The organism is Pseudomonas sp. CJQ_9 (genome assembly GCF_043106615.1).
Classification (GTDB): Bacteria; Pseudomonadota; Gammaproteobacteria; order Pseudomonadales; family Pseudomonadaceae; genus Aquipseudomonas; species Aquipseudomonas juntendi.
In genome coordinates this window covers 19,126-38,404 of record NZ_JBICMS010000072.1, presented here as the reverse complement: position 1 = coordinate 38,404, position 19,279 = coordinate 19,126, and the positions used below count along the sequence as shown (strand labels likewise).

Annotated in this window: 19 protein-coding genes; 14 read left to right on the top strand and 5 right to left on the bottom strand. The window is 63.2% G+C overall.

The genetic code is table 11. The features are described 5' to 3' along the window. The first annotated feature begins 136 nt into the window (after nucleotides 1-136). Entirely contained in the window at nucleotides 137-808 is a 672-nt protein-coding gene (locus ACF8SD_RS13470) for a response regulator (protein ID WP_173890886.1), read from the top strand. Then, nucleotides 801-2,180, top strand: coding sequence for a sensor histidine kinase (locus tag ACF8SD_RS13465; RefSeq protein ID WP_173890885.1), 1,380 nt, complete (start codon nucleotides 801-803; stop codon nucleotides 2,178-2,180). The genes ACF8SD_RS13470 and ACF8SD_RS13465 overlap by 8 nt, the downstream gene beginning before the upstream one ends. 48 nt (nucleotides 2,181-2,228) lie before the next feature. Here ACF8SD_RS13465 and ACF8SD_RS13460 read toward each other — a convergent pair whose 3' ends face one another. Together ACF8SD_RS13460 and ACF8SD_RS13455 are read right to left on the bottom strand one after the other, a co-directional pair. Next, nucleotides 2,229-3,035: an HDOD domain-containing protein gene (locus tag ACF8SD_RS13460; protein WP_173890884.1), complete on the bottom strand. Its 807-nt coding sequence runs from the start codon at nucleotides 3,033-3,035 to the stop codon at nucleotides 2,229-2,231. Between the two features lie 55 nt (nucleotides 3,036-3,090). Beyond that, the gene (locus ACF8SD_RS13455; RefSeq protein ID WP_173890883.1) at nucleotides 3,091-4,032 is read right to left on the bottom strand and encodes a folate-binding protein YgfZ; all 942 of its coding nucleotides are present in this window, start codon (nucleotides 4,030-4,032) and stop codon (nucleotides 3,091-3,093) included. Nucleotides 4,033-4,165: 133 nt separating this feature from the next. Here ACF8SD_RS13455 and ACF8SD_RS13450 point away from each other — a divergent pair, with 133 nt between their 5' ends. Further along, a complete protein-coding gene (locus ACF8SD_RS13450) occupies nucleotides 4,166-4,420 on the top strand; it encodes a succinate dehydrogenase assembly factor 2 (RefSeq protein ID WP_009684770.1) in 255 nt (84 codons plus the stop codon). After that, on the top strand, nucleotides 4,404-4,868 hold the full coding sequence (locus ACF8SD_RS13445; RefSeq protein ID WP_173890882.1) for a protein YgfX: 465 nt from the start codon (nucleotides 4,404-4,406) through the stop codon (nucleotides 4,866-4,868). The genes ACF8SD_RS13450 and ACF8SD_RS13445 overlap by 17 nt, the downstream gene beginning before the upstream one ends. Here the strand turns inward: ACF8SD_RS13445 and nadB are convergent. Beyond that, nucleotides 4,855-6,459 (bottom strand): L-aspartate oxidase, encoded by a 1,605-nt coding sequence (gene nadB, locus ACF8SD_RS13440; protein ID WP_173890881.1) that lies wholly within the window; start codon nucleotides 6,457-6,459, stop codon nucleotides 4,855-4,857. The two genes, ACF8SD_RS13445 and nadB, sit on opposite strands and share 14 nt — an antisense overlap. A gap of 432 nt (nucleotides 6,460-6,891) precedes the next feature. Here nadB and rpoE point away from each other — a divergent pair, with 432 nt between their 5' ends. The 10 genes from rpoE to pdxJ all read left to right on the top strand — a co-directional run bounded on the left by rpoE (nucleotide 6,892) and on the right by pdxJ (nucleotide 16,910). Further along, complete coding sequence (rpoE, locus tag ACF8SD_RS13435) at nucleotides 6,892-7,473, top strand: RNA polymerase sigma factor RpoE (RefSeq protein ID WP_003252049.1); 582 nt, start codon at nucleotides 6,892-6,894, stop codon at nucleotides 7,471-7,473. Nucleotides 7,474-7,504: 31 nt separating this feature from the next. Beyond that, nucleotides 7,505-8,095 (top strand): sigma-E factor negative regulatory protein, encoded by a 591-nt coding sequence (locus ACF8SD_RS13430; RefSeq protein ID WP_173890880.1) that lies wholly within the window; start codon nucleotides 7,505-7,507, stop codon nucleotides 8,093-8,095. 12 nt (nucleotides 8,096-8,107) lie between these two features. Beyond that, nucleotides 8,108-9,073: a MucB/RseB C-terminal domain-containing protein gene (locus ACF8SD_RS13425; protein WP_392483537.1), complete on the top strand. Its 966-nt coding sequence runs from the start codon at nucleotides 8,108-8,110 to the stop codon at nucleotides 9,071-9,073. A 176-nt stretch (nucleotides 9,074-9,249) separates the two neighbouring features. After that, entirely contained in the window at nucleotides 9,250-10,683 is a 1,434-nt protein-coding gene (locus tag ACF8SD_RS13420; RefSeq protein WP_173890878.1) for a DegQ family serine endoprotease, read from the top strand. Nucleotides 10,684-10,864: 181 nt separating this feature from the next. After that, nucleotides 10,865-12,664: a translation elongation factor 4 gene (gene lepA / locus ACF8SD_RS13415; protein WP_029886108.1), complete on the top strand. Its 1,800-nt coding sequence runs from the start codon at nucleotides 10,865-10,867 to the stop codon at nucleotides 12,662-12,664. Between the two features lie 5 nt (nucleotides 12,665-12,669). Then, nucleotides 12,670-13,524 (top strand): signal peptidase I, encoded by an 855-nt coding sequence (lepB, locus tag ACF8SD_RS13410; RefSeq protein ID WP_009684762.1) that lies wholly within the window; start codon nucleotides 12,670-12,672, stop codon nucleotides 13,522-13,524. A gap of 163 nt (nucleotides 13,525-13,687) precedes the next feature. Beyond that, nucleotides 13,688-14,377 (top strand): ribonuclease III, encoded by a 690-nt coding sequence (rnc, locus tag ACF8SD_RS13405; RefSeq protein ID WP_009684761.1) that lies wholly within the window; start codon nucleotides 13,688-13,690, stop codon nucleotides 14,375-14,377. Next, nucleotides 14,370-15,272: a GTPase Era gene (era, locus tag ACF8SD_RS13400; protein ID WP_003252061.1), complete on the top strand. Its 903-nt coding sequence runs from the start codon at nucleotides 14,370-14,372 to the stop codon at nucleotides 15,270-15,272. Before rnc ends, era begins: the two co-directional genes overlap by 8 nt. A 170-nt stretch (nucleotides 15,273-15,442) precedes the next feature. After that, entirely contained in the window at nucleotides 15,443-16,126 is a 684-nt protein-coding gene (gene recO / locus ACF8SD_RS13395) for a DNA repair protein RecO (RefSeq protein ID WP_173890877.1), read from the top strand. A 61-nt stretch (nucleotides 16,127-16,187) separates the two neighbouring features. After that, nucleotides 16,188-16,910 (top strand): pyridoxine 5'-phosphate synthase, encoded by a 723-nt coding sequence (gene pdxJ, locus ACF8SD_RS13390; protein ID WP_392483592.1) that lies wholly within the window; start codon nucleotides 16,188-16,190, stop codon nucleotides 16,908-16,910. 155 nt (nucleotides 16,911-17,065) lie between these two features. Here pdxJ and ACF8SD_RS13385 read toward each other — a convergent pair whose 3' ends face one another. Next, on the bottom strand, nucleotides 17,066-18,448 hold the full coding sequence (locus ACF8SD_RS13385) for a heavy metal sensor histidine kinase (protein WP_173890876.1): 1,383 nt from the start codon (nucleotides 18,446-18,448) through the stop codon (nucleotides 17,066-17,068). Continuing rightward, nucleotides 18,445-19,119 (bottom strand): heavy metal response regulator transcription factor, encoded by a 675-nt coding sequence (locus tag ACF8SD_RS13380; protein WP_392483536.1) that lies wholly within the window; start codon nucleotides 19,117-19,119, stop codon nucleotides 18,445-18,447. Before ACF8SD_RS13380 ends, ACF8SD_RS13385 begins: the two co-directional genes overlap by 4 nt. Nucleotides 19,120-19,279: the final 160 nt, after the last annotated feature.

Here is a 19,279-nt window from a genome sequence, read left to right as displayed (position 1 = left end):
GGCGCGACCGTAGGGCGATGCTAGGCAACGAACCTTTCGCTAACCTTTCAACCTGAAAGGTTGCTACAAGGGGCTTCACAGGCCCGGCGACAGCGGTACACTCCGCGCCATTGCCCCAGCCAAGAGGGAGAAACCGATGCGTGTGCTGCTGGTCGAAGACCACCTGCAACTGGCCGAAAGCGTGGCCTTGGCCTTGAAAAGCATGGGCCTGACCGTGGATGTGCTGCATGACGGCGTGGCCGCCGACCTGGCCCTGGCCAGCGAAGAATACGCAGTAGCCGTGCTGGATGTCGGCTTGCCGCGCATGGATGGTTTTGAAGTGCTGGCGCGTTTGCGTGGGCGCGGCAAGACCCTGCCAGTGTTGATGCTGACCGCCCGCAGCGATGTCAAGGACCGGGTCCACGGCCTGAACCTGGGGGCCGATGACTACCTGGCCAAACCGTTCGAGCTGACCGAGCTGGAAGCCCGGGTCAAAGCCCTGCTGCGGCGCAGCGTGCTTGGTGGGGAGCGCCAGCAGCGCTGCGGGCCGTTGGTGTACGACCTCGATACCCGGCGTTTTGCCCTTGGCGACGACAACCTGACCCTGACCTCCCGTGAGCAGAGTGTGCTCGAGGCGCTGATCGCCCGCCCGGGCCGGGTGATGAGCAAGGAACAGCTGGCCGCCCAGGTCTTCGGCCTGGACGAGGAGGCCAGCCACGATGCCATCGAAATCTACATCCACCGCTTGCGCAAGAAGCTCGACGGCCAGCCGGTAGCCATCGTCACCTTCCGCGGCCTGGGCTACCTGCTAGAGCACCGCGATGCGTGACAATGGCAGCCTGCGCGGGCGCTTGATGGGCAACCTGGCGTTGCTGCTGGTGGTGCTGATGCTGGCCAGCGGCCTGAGCGCCTACTGGAATGGTCGCGAGGCTGCCGATACCGCCTACGACCGTACCCTGCTGGCCTCGGCACGGACCATCGCCGCGGGGCTGTCGCAGCGCGATGGCTCGCTGAGCGCCGACGTGCCTTACGTGGCGCTGGACACCTTCGCCTACGACAGCGCCGGGCGCATTTACTACACCGTGCTCGATATCCAGCAGCGGCTGATTTCCGGTTACGAGAACCTGCCGCCACCGCCACCTGGCACGCCCCGCACCGATGATTACCCGGCGCTGGCGCGGTTCTACAACGCCACCTACCTGGGCCAGGACGTGCGCGTTGTCAGTTTGCTGAAGGCGGTGAGTGAGCCGAACATGAATGGCATGGCGGAAATCCGGGTGGCCGAGACCGAGGAGGCGCGGGTGAGCATGGCCCGCGGCTTGATGGCCGATACTTTGCTGCGCCTGGGCATGCTGGCGCTGGCAGCGCTGGTGATGGTGTGGTTCGCCGTCAGTGCGGCGCTGCGGCCGCTGGAGCGCCTGCGCACAGCGGTGGAGGAGCGCCAGCCCGACGACCTGCGGGCGCTGCCGGTGGTGCAGGTGCAGCGTGAGTTGGGCCCATTGGTGCGTGCCTTGAATCATTTCACTGAACGTCTGCGTGGCCAGTTCGAGCGCCAGGCGCAGTTCATTGCTGATGCCGCGCACGAACTGCGCACGCCGCTGGCGGCCTTGAAGGCGCGTGTCGAGTTGGGCCTGCGCTCGCCGGAGCCGCAGGCGTGGCGGGAAACGTTGGAGTCCGCCGCCCAGGGCACCGACAGGTTGACCCACCTGGCCAACCAGTTGCTGTCATTGGCCCGGGTAGAGAACGGCGCGCGGGCGATTGCCGAGGGCGGTGCGCAGCGCCTGGACTTGAGCCAACTGGCCCGGGAGCTGGGCATGGCCATGGCGCCACTGGCGCACAAGCGCGGCGTTGCGCTGGCGCTGGAGGCCGAGGCGGCGGTCTGGCTGAAAGGCGAACCGACGTTGCTCAACGAGCTGTTGAGCAACCTGGTGGACAATGCCCTGGCGCATACACCGCAGGGCGGCAATGTGATCATTCGCGTGCTGGCCCCGGCCGTGCTGGAGGTGGAAGACGACGGGCCGGGCATTCCCGAGGCTGAGCGCGAGCGGGTCTTCGAGCGGTTCTACCGGCGAAGTGCGCAGGGTAGCGGGTTGGGGCTGGCCATCGTGGGCGAGATCTGCCGGGCGCACCTAGCGCAGGTGAGCCTGCATGATGGCGCAAAGGGCGGGTTACGGGTGCGGGTGAGTTTTATCGCGGATTGACGGGGTACCTGTGCTGGCCCACCGCTGGCCAGCGCAGGTTTGAACGGGTCAGCGCAACATGCTCCGCGCCTCAAGCAGCTCTTCCACCTCAAGCTCGGTACCGAACGGCAAGCCCAGGTGGCGGTACGCCGGCAGCGCCGCCAACGGCCGCTGGCGCTCGCGCTGGCTGATGCAACGCGCGATCTGCACGATGTCGATATAGTCGGCCTTGTCAGTCTGGCGGTCCAGGTCCTGAACCTGCGAGGGCAGGTTGACCAGTTGCTCCGGAAACTCCCACGCCTTGAGAATCTTGTCACCCAGCGCCGGCTGGATCTGCTCGATCACATAATGCAGGCACACCGGGTCGGACAGCAGTTCGTTGTGCTCTTCGGCGTAAATCAGCACCGGCAGCGCGCCAATCTGATTGACGAGCCCACCCAGGGTCGCCTGTTCAGGTTTGAGTTGGGTGTAACGGCGGCTGAGTTCGTAACTGATGCCGGCCACTTCCAGGCTGTTGGCCCAAATTTCCCGCAACTTTTGTTCCACGGCCGATGAGCGGGCGTGAAAAATCTGCTCGATCACCAGGCCGATGGCGAGGTTGCAGCTGTAGTTGATGCCCAGCCGCGTGATGGCGGTGTGCAGGTCGGTCACTTCTACTGCCGCGCGCAGCAGTGGGCTGTTGACGACCTTGATCAGGCGCGCCGAAAGCGCTGCATCGCGGCCGATCACCTTGCTCAGGGCCGCTACGCTGATCTCGCTGTCTTCTGCGGCCTCACGGATGCTCAAGGCAACTTCGGGCAGGGTCGGCAGGACCAGGTCATCCTTTTCGATGGCATCGAGCAACTGTGCTTGAACCATCTCGGCCAGCTTGTTCATGGGCGTGTCTACCGCAGTGGTGGTGCGGCCCCGCCACGCGGGCGGGGCAGGCTGGTCAGCGCTGGATTTCCCGGTCGCGGTCCAGTTCGTAAGGCAGGGTCAGCACTTGCAGGCGCGGGCCTTCCAGGCTGCCCAGGTGCAGGTTGTCGTCTTCAACCGCCTCGGCACTCAGCACGGCGAGCAATTCGCAGCCAGCACCGTTGCTGGCGGCCAGCACCACTTCACCGACCGACGAGCCGTGGGTGGGCGAGAAGATTTCCGCCCCCGGCGCCGGAATGGCTGCCTGGCCCAGCGCCAGGCGGTACTGACGGCGCTTGAGCTTGCCCAGGTACTGCATGCGCGCGACGATTTCCTGGCCGGTGTAGCAGCCTTTCTTGAAGCTGACGCCATCGACGGCTTGCAGGTTGATCATCTGGGGAATGAACAGCTCGCGGGTCGGCCCCATGACCTGGCCGATGCCGGCGCGGACCTGGCCGAGCAGCCAGTCGTTGAGGCTGCCTTCGGGCAGGGCGGCGGCGAGGGCCTGGCGCACGGGCTCGGCGTTGTCCGCCGCTACCCACAGCTCTGCGCGGCCGGCGGACGCAGTGATCGCAATCAGCCCGGCGTGGCGCACGGTGCTGCCCGCAGCGCTGGGCAGGTCGATCCCCAGTGCTTGCAATGCCGCTTCGCCCCCTTGCAGGCCGAAGCGCGCCCAGGCGCTGCTCTCATCGGTGAGCGTGGCCTTTGAAAACACGGCGTACTTCTTCAGGTCGGCCAATTGCGCCTCGAGCAGCTCGCTGGCCATGGCCAGCAGGTAGCCGTTGCCTTCGGGCAGGATACGGAAGCTCGACTGCATGCGCCCCTTGACCATGCAGCGGGCGCCGAGGCCGGCGTGTTCCTGGCTGAGATAGTTGATGTTGCAGGTCAGCTGGCCTTGCAGGAACTTGCCTGCATCGGAGCCGCGGACGGCGAGGATGCCCTCGTGGGACAGGGGGCAGTAGAAAGCGGAATCGGCCATGGGTCATCGCGGTGGCTAAAGACTGGCGGCCATCATAGAACGCCGGTAACAAAATAGGTAGGTGAGTAGACCAACGCCCGGTGCCGCTGCGCTCGCCTGCCTGTATACTGGCGGGCCATTCGAGGAGGGCCCCATGGTCGAACAAACTGAACTCAACCGGCTGTTCTGGCACAGCCGCCGCGGCATGCTGGAACTGGACGTGCTGCTGGTGCCTTTCACCCAAGAAGTCTACCCCACCCTCAACGAGGCCGACCGCGAGCTGTACGTGCGCCTGTTGAGCTGCGAGGATCAGGACATGTTCGGCTGGTTCATGGAGCGCACCGAGTCTGAAGACCCGGAGCTGCAGCGCATGGTCCGCATCATTCTGGACCGTGTCCAGCCCAAGTGAGTGTTATGAGTGCCGCTGGCAGGGCTCGCGCCGGCTGCTGGCGGTCTACCTGGCATGCCAGGGGGTAGCTGGGCTGGCCGCGTGGGCAAGTGCGCTGCCAGCCTGGCTGGCGTTTACCCTCATCATTGCCTGCCTTGCCCACGCTGCCTGGGCGATTCCCCGCCGTATTCTGTTGACCCATGAACAGGCCGTTACCGGGTTGCGCCGTGATGTGCGCGGCTGGCAGGTGTACACCCGTGGTGGTGGCTGGCAGCCGGTGCGGCTGTGCCGGGACAGCATGGCCCTGCCTGGGTTGGTGGTGGTGCGCTTTGAGCGCGCCGGGCGCTGGTTGGGGCAAAGCCAGTGTGTACCGCCGGATGCCCTGGGCGCGGATGAGCATCGGCGGTTGCGGGTGCGGTTGAAATTCAGCCGGCGGCGCTGGGGCGCTACAGCGCTCAGGTCGGGCTGAGCACCGTGTCCTTTGCTTCGTCCAGCATGCCCGGGTAATCCAAGGTGTAATGCAAGCCGCGGCTCTCCTTGCGCTGCATTGCCGACAGGATCATCAGCTCGGCCACCTGTGCCAGGTTGCGCAGTTCGATCAGGTCGCGGCTGACCTTGTAGTTACTGTAGAACTCGTCGATTTCATCCAGCAGCAGCCGAATGCGGTGCTGCGCGCGCTGTAGGCGCTTGCTGGTGCGCACGATACCCACGTAGTCCCACATGAACCGCCGCAACTCGTCCCAGTTGTGCGCGATGATCACGTCCTCGTCCGAATCGGTCACCTGGCTGGCGTCCCAACCCGGCAGAGCCTTGGGCATGCTCACCTGCTGCAGGTTGGCCTCGATGTCGGCAGCAGCGGCGCGGCCATACACAAAGCACTCCAGCAGTGAGTTGCTGGCCATGCGGTTGGCGCCATGCAGGCCCGTGAAACTGGTTTCGCCAATGGCGTACAAACCCGGCACATCGGTGTGGCCGCGGTCGTCGACCATTACGCCGCCGCAGGTGTAGTGCGCTGCAGGCACCACCGGAATCGGCTGGCGGGTGATGTCGATGCCAAACGCCAGGCACCGCTCGTACACGGTGGGGAAGTGGCCCTTGATGAACTCGGCTGGCTTGTGAGTGATGTCCAGGTACACGCAGTCCACACCCAGGCGCTTCATTTCGTGGTCAATGGCGCGGGCGACGATATCGCGGGGCGCCAGTTCTTCGCGCGGGTCGAAACGCGGCATGAAACGCTCGCCATTGGGCAGGCGCAGCAGGGCGCCCTCGCCACGCAGGGCCTCGGTGATCAGGAAGCTCTTGGCCTGCGGGTGATACAGGCAGGTCGGGTGGAACTGGTTGAACTCCAGGTTCGCCACCCGGCAACCGGCCCGCCAGGCCATGGCAATGCCATCGCCACACGCGCCGTCGGGGTTGCTGGTGTACAGGTAGACCTTGGCCGCGCCGCCAGTGGCCAGCACGGTGAAGCGTGCCCCGAAGGTGTCGACCTCACCACTGTTGCGGTTGAGCACATAGGCGCCCAGGCAGCGTTCGCCGGGCAGGCCCAGGCGCCGCTCGGTGATCAGGTCGACTGCCACGCGCTGTTCCAGCAGCTCGATATTCGGGCGCGAGCGGGCCTGCTTGAGCAGCGTGGTGAAAATGGCGGCACCGGTCGCATCGGCGGCGTGGATGATTCGCCGGTGGCTATGGCCTCCCTCGCGGGTAAGGTGGAACTCGAAGCCGCCATCGTCGACGCTGTAGTGCTCGTCGCGGGTAAACGGTACGCCTTGTTCGATCAGCCACTGTATGGCTTCGCGGCTGTGCTCGACAGTGAAGCGTACGGCGTCTTCATGGCACAGGCCGCCGCCAGCATTGAGGGTATCCTCCACATGCGACTGCACCGTGTCGGTATTGTCCAGCACCGCAGCGACACCGCCCTGGGCCCAGAAGGTCGAGCCATTGGCCAGGTCGCCCTTGCTCAGCACGGCGATACGCAGGTGGCTGGGGAGGTTGAGTGCCAGGCTGAGACCGGCGGCACCGCTGCCGATCACCAGGACATCATGTTGGAATTGTTGGCTCATGTCGGGACACTAGTAATCTTTGGAGGGGGCGCGGCACAATAGCCACGCGCAGGTGGCATAGTGAAACTATTGTTCGCTCGACCGGGTTGCCTTTATAGCAGCCCCCGGTGGCCAATTTCCATGCCAGCTGCCAGCGTGGCCAACCTTTGTGGGAACTTTCCGGCATGGCCGGAAATCCTATGAAGGCTGCCCGCACGCCACAAATTGCCGCGGCGACGCAGGGCTGCAGGCCTGTCCAGGCTGTCCCTGCGTACACGTAACCTGATTATCGACGAAGCCGGCGATGACCGTGCCTTGTCTTCCGTGCAAGCCGACCAAGGGCTGCAGGAAACTTGCTTGGAGGGGAGAACTTTTGCGAAAAGCCCGAGTCTATGGTTGCAAGCCTGAGCGATGGCTGTTGCAACGCTCCTTCGAGTTCACTGAGGAGTGTTCATGCTAACCCAGGAAGAGGATCAGCAACTTGTCGAGCGCGTGCAGCGCGGCGACAGGCGAGCGTTCGATCTGTTGGTGCTGAAGTATCAGCACAAGATTCTCGGGTTGATCGTGCGGTTCGTTCACGATACCCACGAGGCCCAGGATGTTGCGCAGGAAGCCTTTATCAAGGCCTACCGTGCACTTGGCAATTTCCGCGGCGACAGTGCGTTTTACACGTGGCTGTACCGCATCGCCATCAACACGGCGAAGAACTATCTGGTGTCCCGTGGAAGACGGCCGCCAGACAGCGATGTCAGCTCCGAGGATGCGGAGTTTTACGACGGCGATCATGGCCTCAAGGATCTTGAGTCTCCAGAACGCTCGTTGTTGCGGGATGAGATCGAAGGCACCGTCCATCGCACCATCCAGCAACTGCCCGAAGACCTGCGCACGGCGCTTACCCTGCGTGAGTTCGATGGCCTGAGTTACGAAGACATTGCCAGTGTCATGCAATGTCCGGTGGGTACCGTGCGCTCTCGAATCTTCCGCGCTCGGGAGGCCATAGACAAAGCCCTGCAACCGTTGTTGCAGGAAACCTGAGACAGCGGCGACAGCCAAGAGAGGAACCGCCATGAGTCGTGAAGCTTTGCAGGAATCGCTGTCCGCGGTAATGGATAACGAAGCGGACGAACTGGAATTGCGTCGGGTGTTGAACGCCGTCGACGAAGCCGAAACCCGTGCCACCTGGTCCCGTTACCAGGTAGCCCGCGCAGCCATGCACAAGGAGTTGCTGCTGCCCAACCTGGATATCGCCTCGGCGGTTTCCGCGGCGCTGGCCGATGAGGCCGTGCCGGCCAAGGTCAACAAAAGCGCGTGGCGCAGCATCGGCCGCCTGGCTGTGGCTGCTTCGGTCACCGTGGCCGTGCTGGCGGGTGTGCGCATGTACAACCAGGACGAGATCACCGGTGCCGAGCTGGCTGCCCAGCAGCCGGTCCAGCAGGGCGTGAGCGTGCCACAAGCACAGGGCCCTGCAGTGTTGGCAGGTTATACCGAGAGCAGCGAGCAACCTACCGGGCCAATGGCCAACGGTGTGTTGCAGAACCAAGCCGGCTGGGACCAGCGTCTCCCAGGTTACCTGCGCCAGCATGCTCAGGAGTCTGCGCTCAAGGGTACTGAAACTGCACTGCCGTATGCCCGCGCTGCCAGCCTGGAAAACCGTTAAGTAAGGAGGATCATGCGCGCGCTACCTCTCCTGACGCTGCTGGTTGGCAGCTGCATGACGGTGCCAGCGTTGGCAGCCAATTCTTCGCCCGAGGCGAGTGAATGGCTGAACAAGCTGGCACAGGCCGAGCAAAAACAGAGCTACCAAGGCTCTTTCGTCTACGAACGCAACGGTAGTTTTTCCTCCCACGATATCTGGCACAGGGTAGAGGGCGGTAAGGTCAGCGAGCGGCTATTGCAGCTCGACGGCGCTGCCGAGGAAATCGTGCGCGTGGATGGCAAGGTGGCGTGTGTCAGCGGCGCCTTGGCCAGCGGGGTTACCAGCCCTCCAGATACTTCGCCGCGTGTGCTTGATCCGCTGAAGCTCATGGGTTGGTACGACCTGAGCGTGGCGGGCAAGTCCCGCGTAGCCGGGCGTGACGCCGTGATTGTGACGCTCACGCCGCGTGACCAGCACCGCTATGCCTTCGAATTGCACCTGGACCGCAAAACCGGCCTGCCGCTGCGCTCCTTGATGCTCAACGACAAGGGGCAGTTGCTGGAACGGTTCCAGATGACCCGTCTCGATACCGACGACCTGCCCAGCGACAGCGAGCTGCAACCAAGCGCAGCCTGCAAGCCCGTGCAGCATGTGGGCTCGGTCAGCAACGATAGCATCGCCGCCTGGCGTTCGGATTGGTTGCCGCCAGGCTTCGAACTGGTCAACAGCACCGTGCACCGCGACCCCAAGCTTGGCAGTTCGGTCAGTAGCCTGATGTACGACGATGGCCTGGCGCGCTTCTCGGTGTTCCTCGAACCGGTCAAGGATGATGTTGGTAACGATGTGCGCACCCAGCTTGGGCCGACGTCGGCGGTTTCACGTCGCCTGAACACGCCCAAGGGCAAGGTCATGGTGACGGTCGTCGGTGAAATCCCCTTGGGTACGGCAGAGCGTGTTGCCCTGTCCATGCGACCTCAGGATGGCCAGGCAAGCCAGTAACGGTGCCCGTTTGCGGCCCGCGCCAAAGCCAGGCAGGCATGCGCCTGAAATGAAATTAAAGCATTGTCATTTGCAATCCTGTGGCAAATTTTCTATAGGTCAGGCTTTCAGGAGCCTGGCCTTTCCTGTTTTGTGCAGGGGCCTTTCTAACTACCGCTCGTTGTGACGGGAGCCGTATGTCAATACCACGCTTGAAATCCTACCTAATGATGGTCGCCACCGTGCTGATGCTCGGCCAGGCGCTCACCGCCCAGGCCGACGAAGCCCTGCCGGACTTCACCACGCTGGTCGAGCAGGCCTCGCCCGCGGTGGTCAACATCAGCACCAAGCAGAAGCTGCCGGACCGCCGCGTCGCCCAGGGCCAGATGCCGGACCTGGAAGGCCTGCCGCCGATGTTCCGCGAATTCTTCGAGCGCAACATGCCGCAACAGCCGCGCTCGCCGCGTGGCGATCGCCAGCGTGAGGCCATGTCGCTGGGCTCTGGCTTCATCATTTCCAGCGATGGCTATGTGTTGACCAACAACCATGTGGTCGCCGATGCCGACGAGATCATCGTTCGTCTTTCGGACCGCAGTGAGCTGCAGGCCAAGCTGATCGGCACCGATCCCCGTACCGACGTGGCCTTGCTCAAGGTCGATGGCAAGAACCTGCCCACCGTGAAACTGGGTGACTCCGAGAAGCTCAAGGTGGGCGAGTGGGTATTGGCCATCGGTTCGCCCTTCGGCTTCGACCATTCGGTGACCAAGGGCATCGTCAGCGCCAAGGGCCGCACCCTGCCCAACGATACCTATGTGCCGTTCATCCAGACCGACGTGGCCATCAACCCGGGTAACTCCGGTGGTCCGCTGTTCAACATGAAGGGCGAAGTGGTGGGTATCAACTCGCAGATCTTCACCCGTTCGGGCGGCTTCATGGGCCTCTCGTTCGCCATCCCGATCGATGTGGCGCTCGACGTTTCCAACCAGTTGAAGAAAGACGGCAAAGTCAGCCGCGGCTGGCTGGGCGTGGTGATTCAGGAGGTCAACAAGGACCTGGCCGAATCCTTTGGCCTCGACAAGCCGGCCGGCGCCCTGGTAGCCCAGGTGCTGGAGAACGGCCCGGCCGCCAAGGGCGGCTTGCAGGTGGGTGACGTGATCCTGAGCATGAACGGCCAGCCGATCGTCATGTCGGCAGACCTGCCGCACCTGGTCGGCAGCCTCAAGGATGGTGAGAAAGCCAAGCTGGAAATCATCCGCAACGGCAAGCGCCAGACCCTGGACGTGGCCGTGGGCGCCATGCCGGATGACGACGCCGACATCACCGCCGGTGCTGAAGGCAGCGCCGAGCGCAGCAGCAATCGCCTGGGTGTCGCGGTCGCCGACCTGACCGCCGAGCAGAAAAAATCCCTGGAGCTCAAGGGCGGCGTGGTGATCAAGGAGGTCCAGGATGGGCCGGCAGCACTCATTGGCCTGCGCCCGGGTGACGTCATCAGCCACCTGAACAACCAGGCCATTGGCTCGGCCAAGGAATTCACCGAAATCGCCAAGGAACTGCCGAAGAACCGCTCGGTGTCGATGCGGGTGCTGCGTCAGGGCCGTGCCAGCTTCATCACCTTCAAGCTCGCTGAATAAGCGGCCAGGTGGGGCGAAAAGGGCAGCTTCGGCTGCCCTTTTTCATGAATATTCACAATTGATTGGCGGGTTGTTGTGTACAGTCGGACAGAGGAATCTCCCATCTGCGAACAGCTTAAGGTACAATGCCCGGCTATTTTTCGGCGGGCGTCCGGCTCGCAGCCTTTTCGAGTGTTGACCCGTGAGTGATTTGAGTCATATCCGCAATTTCTCCATCATCGCCCACATCGACCATGGCAAGTCGACGCTGGCCGACCGTTTCATCCAGATGTGCGGTGGCCTGACGGCTCGCGAAATGGAAGCCCAGGTACTGGACTCCATGGACCTGGAGCGCGAACGCGGTATTACCATCAAGGCCCACAGCGTCACGCTGCACTACAAGGCGCAGGACGGCAAGATCTACCAGCTGAACTTCATCGACACCCCCGGCCACGTCGACTTCACCTATGAAGTCTCGCGCTCGCTGGCAGCCTGTGAAGGCGCACTGCTGGTGGTCGATGCCGGTCAGGGTGTAGAGGCCCAGTCGGTAGCCAACTGCTACACCGCCATCGAGCAGGGCCTGGAGGTCATGCCGGTCCTCAACAAGATGGACCTGCCCCAGGCCGACCCGGACCGCGTCAAGGACGAAATCGAGAAAATCATCGGTATCGACGCCACTGACGCCGTGGCCTGCAGTGCCAAGAGCGGCATGGGCGTGGACGAGGTGCTCGAGCGCCTGGTGCACTCGATCCCGGCGCCCGTGGGCGAAATCGATGCGCCGCTGCAAGCGCTGATCATCGACTCCTGGTTCGACAACTACCTGGGCGTGGTCTCGCTGGTGCGCGTGCGCCAGGGGCGCGTCAAGAAGGGCGACAAGATCCTGGTCAAGTCCACCGGCAAGGTGCACCTGGTCGACAGCGTGGGGGTGTTCACCCCGAAACACACCCAGACCGCCGACCTGAAAGCCGGTGAAGTGGGCTTCATCATCGCCAGCATCAAGGACATTCACGGTGCTCCGGTAGGCGACACCCTGACCTTGTCCTCGACCCCCGAGGTCGAAGTGCTGCCAGGCTTCAAGAAAATTCAGCCGCAGGTCTACGCAGGCCTGTTCCCGGTCAGCTCCGACGACTTCGAAGACTTCCGCGATGCCCTGCAGAAGCTCACCCTGAACGATTCGTCGCTGCAGTACATGCCGGAAAGCTCCGATGCACTGGGCTTCGGTTTCCGTTGCGGCTTCCTCGGCATGCTGCACATGGAGATCATCCAGGAGCGCCTGGAGCGCGAGTACGACCTGGACCTGATCACCACCGCACCCAGCGTGATCTACGAGCTGGAGTTGAAAACCGGCGAAACTATTGTCGTCGACAACCCGTCCAAGCTCCCGGATGTTTCAGCCGTGGCCGACTTCCGCGAGCCGATCGTGACCGCGACCATTCTGGTGCCGCAGGAGCACCTGGGTAACGTGATCACCTTGTGCATCGAGAAGCGTGGCGTGCAGCGCGACATGCAGTTCCTCGGCAGCCAGGTGCAGGTGCGCTATGACATGCCGATGAACGAAGTGGTGCTGGACTTCTTCGACCGCCTCAAATCCACCAGCCGCGGCTATGCTTCGCTGGATTACCATTTTGATCGCTACCAGTCGGCCAACCTGGTCAAGCTGGACGTGCTGATCAACGGCGACAAGGTCGATGCCCTGGCATTGATCGTGCACCGCGACAACGCGGCCTACAAAGGCCGTGCGTTGACCGAGAAGATGAAGGAACTGATCCCTCGGCAGATGTTCGACGTGGCGATCCAGGCTGCCATTGGCGGCCAGATCATCGCCCGGACAACCGTCAAGGCGCTCAGAAAGAACGTACTGGCCAAGTGCTACGGTGGTGACGTCAGCCGTAAGAAGAAACTGCTGGAGAAGCAGAAGGCCGGTAAGAAACGCATGAAACAGGTGGGCAACGTGGAAATTCCACAGGAAGCCTTCCTCGCCGTGCTCAGGTTGGATAGCTAGGTCCTATGTCGCTAAATTTCCCGCTGTTGCTGGTCATTGCCGTATTCGTCTGCGGTTTGCTGGGCTTGATCGACTTGCTGTTCCTGGCCCCGCGCCGGCGTGCGGCAATTGCCAACTATCAGGGCAGCGTAAGCCAGCCTGAAATGGCGGTGGTCGAGCGCCTGAACAAGGAACCGTTGCTGGTCGAGTACGGCAAGTCGTTCTTCCCGGTGCTGTTCATCGTACTGGTACTGCGCTCGTTCCTGGTCGAGCCGTTCCAGATCCCTTCGGGGTCGATGAAACCCACTCTGGAAGTGGGCGATTTCATCCTGGTGAACAAGTTCTCCTATGGCATTCGCCTGCCGGTGATCGACAAGAAGGTCATCGAAGTGGGTGACCCGCAGCGTGGCGACGTCATGGTGTTCCGTTACCCGAGCGACCCGAACGTCAACTACATCAAGCGTGTGGTCGGCCTGCCAGGCGACGTGGTGCGTTACACCAACGACAAGCGCCTGTTCGTCAACGGGCAGCCGGTTGCCGAACAGCTGGTAGGTAGCGAGCCGGGCACCTTGGGCAGCGCCACGCTGTACAAGGAAAAGCTGGGCGAGACCGAACACCTGATCCGCAAGGAAATGAGCCGCTATCGCATGCCACCGGACCAGCAATGGACCGTGCCGGCAGGCCACTACTTCATGATGGGCGACAACCGCGACAACTCCAACGACAGCCGCTTCTGGGATGACCCGAACATTCCCAAGGAGCTGCACGGCATGGTTCCGGACCGGAACATCGTCGGCAAGGCCTTCGCGGTATGGATGAGCTGGCCGGAACCCAAGCTCAGCCACCTGCCCAACCTGTCGCGGGTCGGTTTGATCCATTGATACCCATCGGCGCTGTCCAGCAGACAGCGCCGAATGCATTTCTGACATAGGCTGTGTTCTCAGGGATCGGGAGATTCGCCGCACATCGCGCGGCGGGCCACAGCCAAACAGTCTTTCAGGATGTTGATTTGAACAACGCGTTGAATAACCAACGGGTGGCCGCATGAGTGCTTCCCTTGCCCGTCTGGAGCGAAAGCTCGGCTACACCTTCAAGAACCAGGACCAGATGCTCCTGGCGCTGACCCATCGCAGTTACGCCGGGCGCAACAACGAGCGCCTGGAGTTCCTGGGTGACGCCATTCTCAACTTCGTCGCCGGTGAAGCGCTGTTCGAGCGTTTTCCGCAGGCCCGCGAAGGCCAGCTGTCGCGCCTGCGGGCGCGGCTGGTCAAGGGCGAAACCCTGGCCCGCCTGGCACGTGGCTTTGATCTTGGTGAGTATCTGCGCCTGGGTTCCGGCGAGCTCAAGAGCGGTGGTTTTCGCCGCGAGTCGATCCTTGCCGATGCGCTGGAAGCACTGATTGGTGCCATTTACCTGGACGCCGACATGGAAACCGCCCGCGAGCGCGTGCTGGCCTGGCTGGCCAATGAGTTCGAGGGCCTGACCCTGGTCGACACCAACAAGGACCCGAAAACCCGCCTGCAAGAGTTCCTGCAGTCGCGCAGCTGCGAGCTGCCGCGCTACGAAGTGGTGGATATTCAGGGCGAGCCGCACTGCCGCACCTTTTTCGTCGAATGCGAAGTGGTGCTGCTGAACAACAAGAGCCGTGGCCAAGGCGTTAGCCGGCGTATCGCCGAGCAAGTTGCCGCTGCGTCTGCACTGATCGCCCTGGGCGTGGAGAATGGCAATGACTGATAGCAACCCGACCCGCTGCGGCTATGTAGCCATTGTCGGCCGCCCGAACGTGGGCAAGTCGACCCTGCTCAACCACATCCTCGGCCAGAAGCTGGCGATTACCTCGCGCAAGCCGCAGACCACCCGCCACAACATGCTCGGCATCAAGACCGAAGGTGATGTGCAGGCGATCTACGTCGATACCCCTGGTATGCACAAGGCCAACGACAAGGCCCTGAACCGCTACATGAACCGCAATGCTTCGGCGGCCCTGAAAGACGTCGATGTGGTGATCTTCGTGGTCGACCGTACCAAGTGGACCGACGAGGACCAACTGGTGCTGGAGCGCGTGCAGTACGTGACCGGGCCGCTGATCATCGCGGTCAACAAGACCGACCGCATGGAAGAGAAGGCCGAGCTGATCCCGCACCTGCAATGGCTGCAGGAGCAGTTGCCGAACGCCGAGGTGATGCCGATTTCTGCGCAGCAGGGCCATAACCTTGAGGCGCTGGAAGCGCAGATCGCCAAGCACCTGCCGGAAAATGACCACTTCTTCCCGGAAGACCAGATCACCGACCGCAGCAGCCGTTTCCTGGCGGCCGAACTGGTGCGCGAGAAGATCATGCGCCAGCTGGGGGCCGAGCTGCCTTACCAGATCACCGTGGAGATCGAGGAATTCAAGCAGCAAGGGCACGTGCTGCACATCCACGCGCTGATCCTGGTGGAGCGCGATGGCCAGAAAAAGATCATCATTGGCGACAAGGGCGAGCGCATCAAGCGCATCGGCTCCGAAGCGCGCAAAGACATGGAAGTGCTGTTTGACTCCAAGGTCATGCTCAACCTGTGGGTCAAGGTGAAAGGTGGCTGGTCCGACGATGAGCGCGCGTTGCGTTCGCTGGGTTACGGCGACCTGTAAGCAATACTGTTGGGGCCGCGGCGCGGCCCATCGCCGGCAAGCCAGCTGCCACAGGTACTGCACAAGCCCTGGGGGCGATGCGGTCGGTGTGGGAGCTGGCTTGCCGGCGATGGGCTGGACAGCCGCCCCACTATGCGGTTTTCCTGGCGACAGGGAACGAGTAATCTCCCATGGAACAACCTGTCGGCCAGCCAGCCTATGTGCTGCACAGCCGCGCCTACAAGGAAACCAGTGCGCTGGTGGACTTTTTTACCCCGCAGGGCCGCATGCGCGCGGTACTGCGCCGTGCGCGCGGCAAGGGTGGCAGCTTGGTACGGCCGTTCGTGCCGCTGGAGCTCGAACTGCGCGGGCGTGGCGAGCTGAAGAATGTCGGGCGCATGGACAGCGCCGGCATCGCCGCCTGGTTGCATGGCGATGCACTGTTCAGCGGGCTGTACCTCAACGAGTTGCTGATGCGCCTGCTGCCTGCCGAGGCGCCATCCGTGGCACTTTTCGAGCACTACACACTCACCCTGCAGGCCTTGGCCGAGGGGCGCCCGCTGGAGCCGCTGCTGCGTTCGTTCGAATGGCGGCTGCTCGATGAGCTTGGTTACGCGTTTTCCCTGAGCCAGGACGTCAACGGCCACCCCATTGCCGCCGATGGCCTGTATCGCTTGCGCGTGGACGCAGGCCTGGAGCGGGTCGAGCTGGTGCAACCCGGCTTGTTCCGCGGCACCGAGCTGCTGGCCTTGGCGCAAGCCGACTGGAGCGCGGACGGTGCCTTGCTCGCCGCCAAGCGCCTGATGCGCCAGGCCCTGGCCGTTCACTTGGGCGGCAAGCCACTGGTCAGCCGGGAACTGTTTCGCAAGCGCTGATCACGACGTATGCTGTGGGCCTCAATCTTCAGGAGAGCCTTTCGTGACTCACAGCAACCGCATGCTTCTTGGCGTCAACATCGACCACGTGGCAACCCTGCGCCAGGCCCGCGGCACGCGTTACCCTGACCCGGTCAAGGCTGCCCTGGATGCCGAGGAAGCAGGCGCCGACGGCATTACCGTGCACCTGCGCGAAGATCGCCGGCACATTCAGGAGCGCGACGTGGTGCTGCTCAAGGACGTGCTGCAGACGCGCATGAACTTCGAAATGGGCGTCACCGAAGAGATGATGGCCTTTGCCGAGAAAATCCGTCCGGCGCACATCTGCCTGGTGCCTGAAACCCGTCAGGAGCTGACCACCGAAGGTGGCCTGGACGTGGCGGGGCAGGAGGCACGGATCAAGGCGGCGGTCGAACGCCTGGCACGCACTGGCGCCGAAGTGTCGCTGTTCATCGATGCTGACGAGCGGCAGATCGAGACCTCACGCCGGGTCGGCGCCCCCGCCATCGAGCTGCACACCGGGCGCTATGCCGATGCGCAAACCCCAGGCGAGGTGGCCGATGAGCTGCGGCGCATTGTCGACGGTGTGGCGTTTGGCGTGGGTCAGGGGCTGATCGTCAATGCCGGCCATGGCCTGCATTACCACAACGTCGAGGCCGTGGCGGCGATCAAGGGTATCAATGAGCTGAACATTGGCCACGCATTGGTGGCGCATGCCCTGTTCGTGGGCTTCAAGGCTGCAGTGGCCGAGATGAAAGCCTTGATCGTAGCGGCTTCGCGCTGATCTGTCAGTTGCCTGTACCGGCCCTTTCGCGGGTAAACCCGCTCCTACAGGGGGTTGTGGTACCGGCCTATTCGCGGGTGAACCCGCTCCTACAGGGGTTTTGGTACCTGTGTAGGAGCGGGTTTACCCGCGAAAGGGCCGGTACAGGCGGCCGATTACTCGGCAGGAAACACTAGGGTAAAGCGGGTCGGCCCGGAGGGGCTGCTGCTCACCTCAACCCGCCCCCCGTGCAGCTGCATGATCGATTTGACGATCGCCAGCCCCAAGCCGGTCCCGCCCTCCAATCGCGAGCGCCCCGAACCCACCCGGTAAAAGCGCTCGAACAGCTGTGGCTGCTCAGCCGCAGCGATGCCTGGGCCACGGTTCTGCACAGATAGCCGTATTTCGTTGCCTGTACGCTGGATATGCAAGTCGACCGGTTCACCCTCAGGGCTGTGCCGTATGGCATTGCTCAACAGGTTCGACAGTGCCCGTTGGACCATCAACCGGTCGCCCAGCGCCGTGCCCCAGCCCTGCACCCGCAGCGCTACGCCTTTGGCCTCGGCACTGAAGGCGAACAGCTCGACTACCCGGGCAGTCTCGTCGGCCAAAGCCACGGGCTTGAGCGCCACCTGGGTCTGCGGTTGGCTGACCTGGGCGAGAAACAGCATGTCATTGATGATGCGGTTGAGCCGGGTCAGCTCCTCGATACTGTCTTCCAGCACCTCCCGGTAGTTGGCGTTTTCCCGTTCGCGGGCCAGGGTCACCTGGGCCTTGCCCATCAGGTTGCTCAAGGGGCTACGCAGTTCGTGCGCCAAGTCGTCGGAGAACTGCGCGAGCTGGCTGACACCCTGGTCAAGGCGGTCGAGCATCACGTTGATGCTGCGCGCGAGTTCAGCCAGCTCCAGTGGCAGGCCGCTGGCGGGCAGGCGATGCTGCAGGTCCTGGGCCGAAACCTGGCCAGCGATGCGCCGGAAATGGCGCAGGGGCTTCAGGCCGCGCTGCATCAGCCACCAGGCACCCGCGCCAATCAGCAGCAGCAGCAGCGGCAGCGCCAGTAGGGTTGAGTGCAGGTACGCCTGCAACAAGGCGTAATCGTCGGCGCGGTTGAGCGACATCAGCACCTTGACCGGGGTATTGTCACGCAGGCGCATCAACCGGCTGACGGTCAGAATCTGGTTGCCGCTGCTGTCGCGCCAGGCGTGAAAGGCCAGGCGTTCGTCGGTGGGCAGCTCAGCGACGCGCGAGTCCAGTGCCGGCCCCAGGCTGAGCAGGTGCGGGTGGCGGCTTTCCAGCGCCAGCACGCTGAGGCTGAGGTTGTCGTGCCCCATCACCAGGTCGAGCAGGGGGTGGGCCCTGGTGCCCAAGTCCTCGCTGCGCAGATCGACGCGCAGGTTGTGCTCGACCTGCAGCATCTTGCGCGCCAGGTCCTTGCGTGCGCGGCTGTCCAGCTCGTGATCCAGGGCGAACACGGCCAGGCATGCCAGCAACAGCACCAGCGCAGCGCCCATCAGCGTGACGCTCAGGCCCAGGCGCAAAGAGAGGCTGGTAGTCTTCAAAAACGCGCCTCCAGCACGTAACCGACACCGCGCAGGGTATGGATCAGTTTGGTGTCGAACGGGTCGTCGATCTTGGCGCGCAGGCGCCGGATCGAGACCTCCACCACATTGGTGTCGCAATCGAAATTCATGTCCCACACCAGTGAGATGATCTGCGTGCGCGACAGCACTTCACCGGTTTGGCGCATCAGCAGGTGGAGCAGGGCGAACTCCTTGGCGGTAAGGTCGATGCGTTGCCCGGCGCGATAGGCGCGGTGCCGGCCCGGATCCAGTTCAAGGTCGGCGACCCGCAGGGTACTGGGTTGCAGTTGCTGGTCGTTGCGGCGCAGCAGGCTGCGAATGCGCGCCAGCAGTTCAGGGAATTCAAAGGGTTTGAGCAGGTAGTCATCGGCGCCCAGGTCCAGGCCCTTTACCCGGTCGGCCAGGCGGCCATGGGCGGTCAGCATCATGATGCGCGTGGCCGATTCGGCACGCAGGTGCTGCAGCACGGTCCAGCCATCGAGCTCGGGCAGGTTGACGTCGAGGATGACCAGGTCGTACGGGTGCTGGCGTGCCAGGTGCAGGCCGTCGGTGCCGGTATGGGCGCAGTCGACCACATAGCCGTTTTCGCGCAGCCCTTGCTGCAGGTAATCGGCGGTACGCAGCTCGTCCTCGATGATCAGTAGGCGCATGGGTTGGCTCGGTGTGGTGAAAAGGGGGCGATTCTCGACCCTGTAGTGACATCAGGGTCAAGGCGCAGGATGTTACGGCATGCGTTAGCGGCCGAGGCGTAGATAACGGATTTGTAATGCGGGTGTTATCTGGCTGTCTGTTGCGGCGCCGGCATTGCGA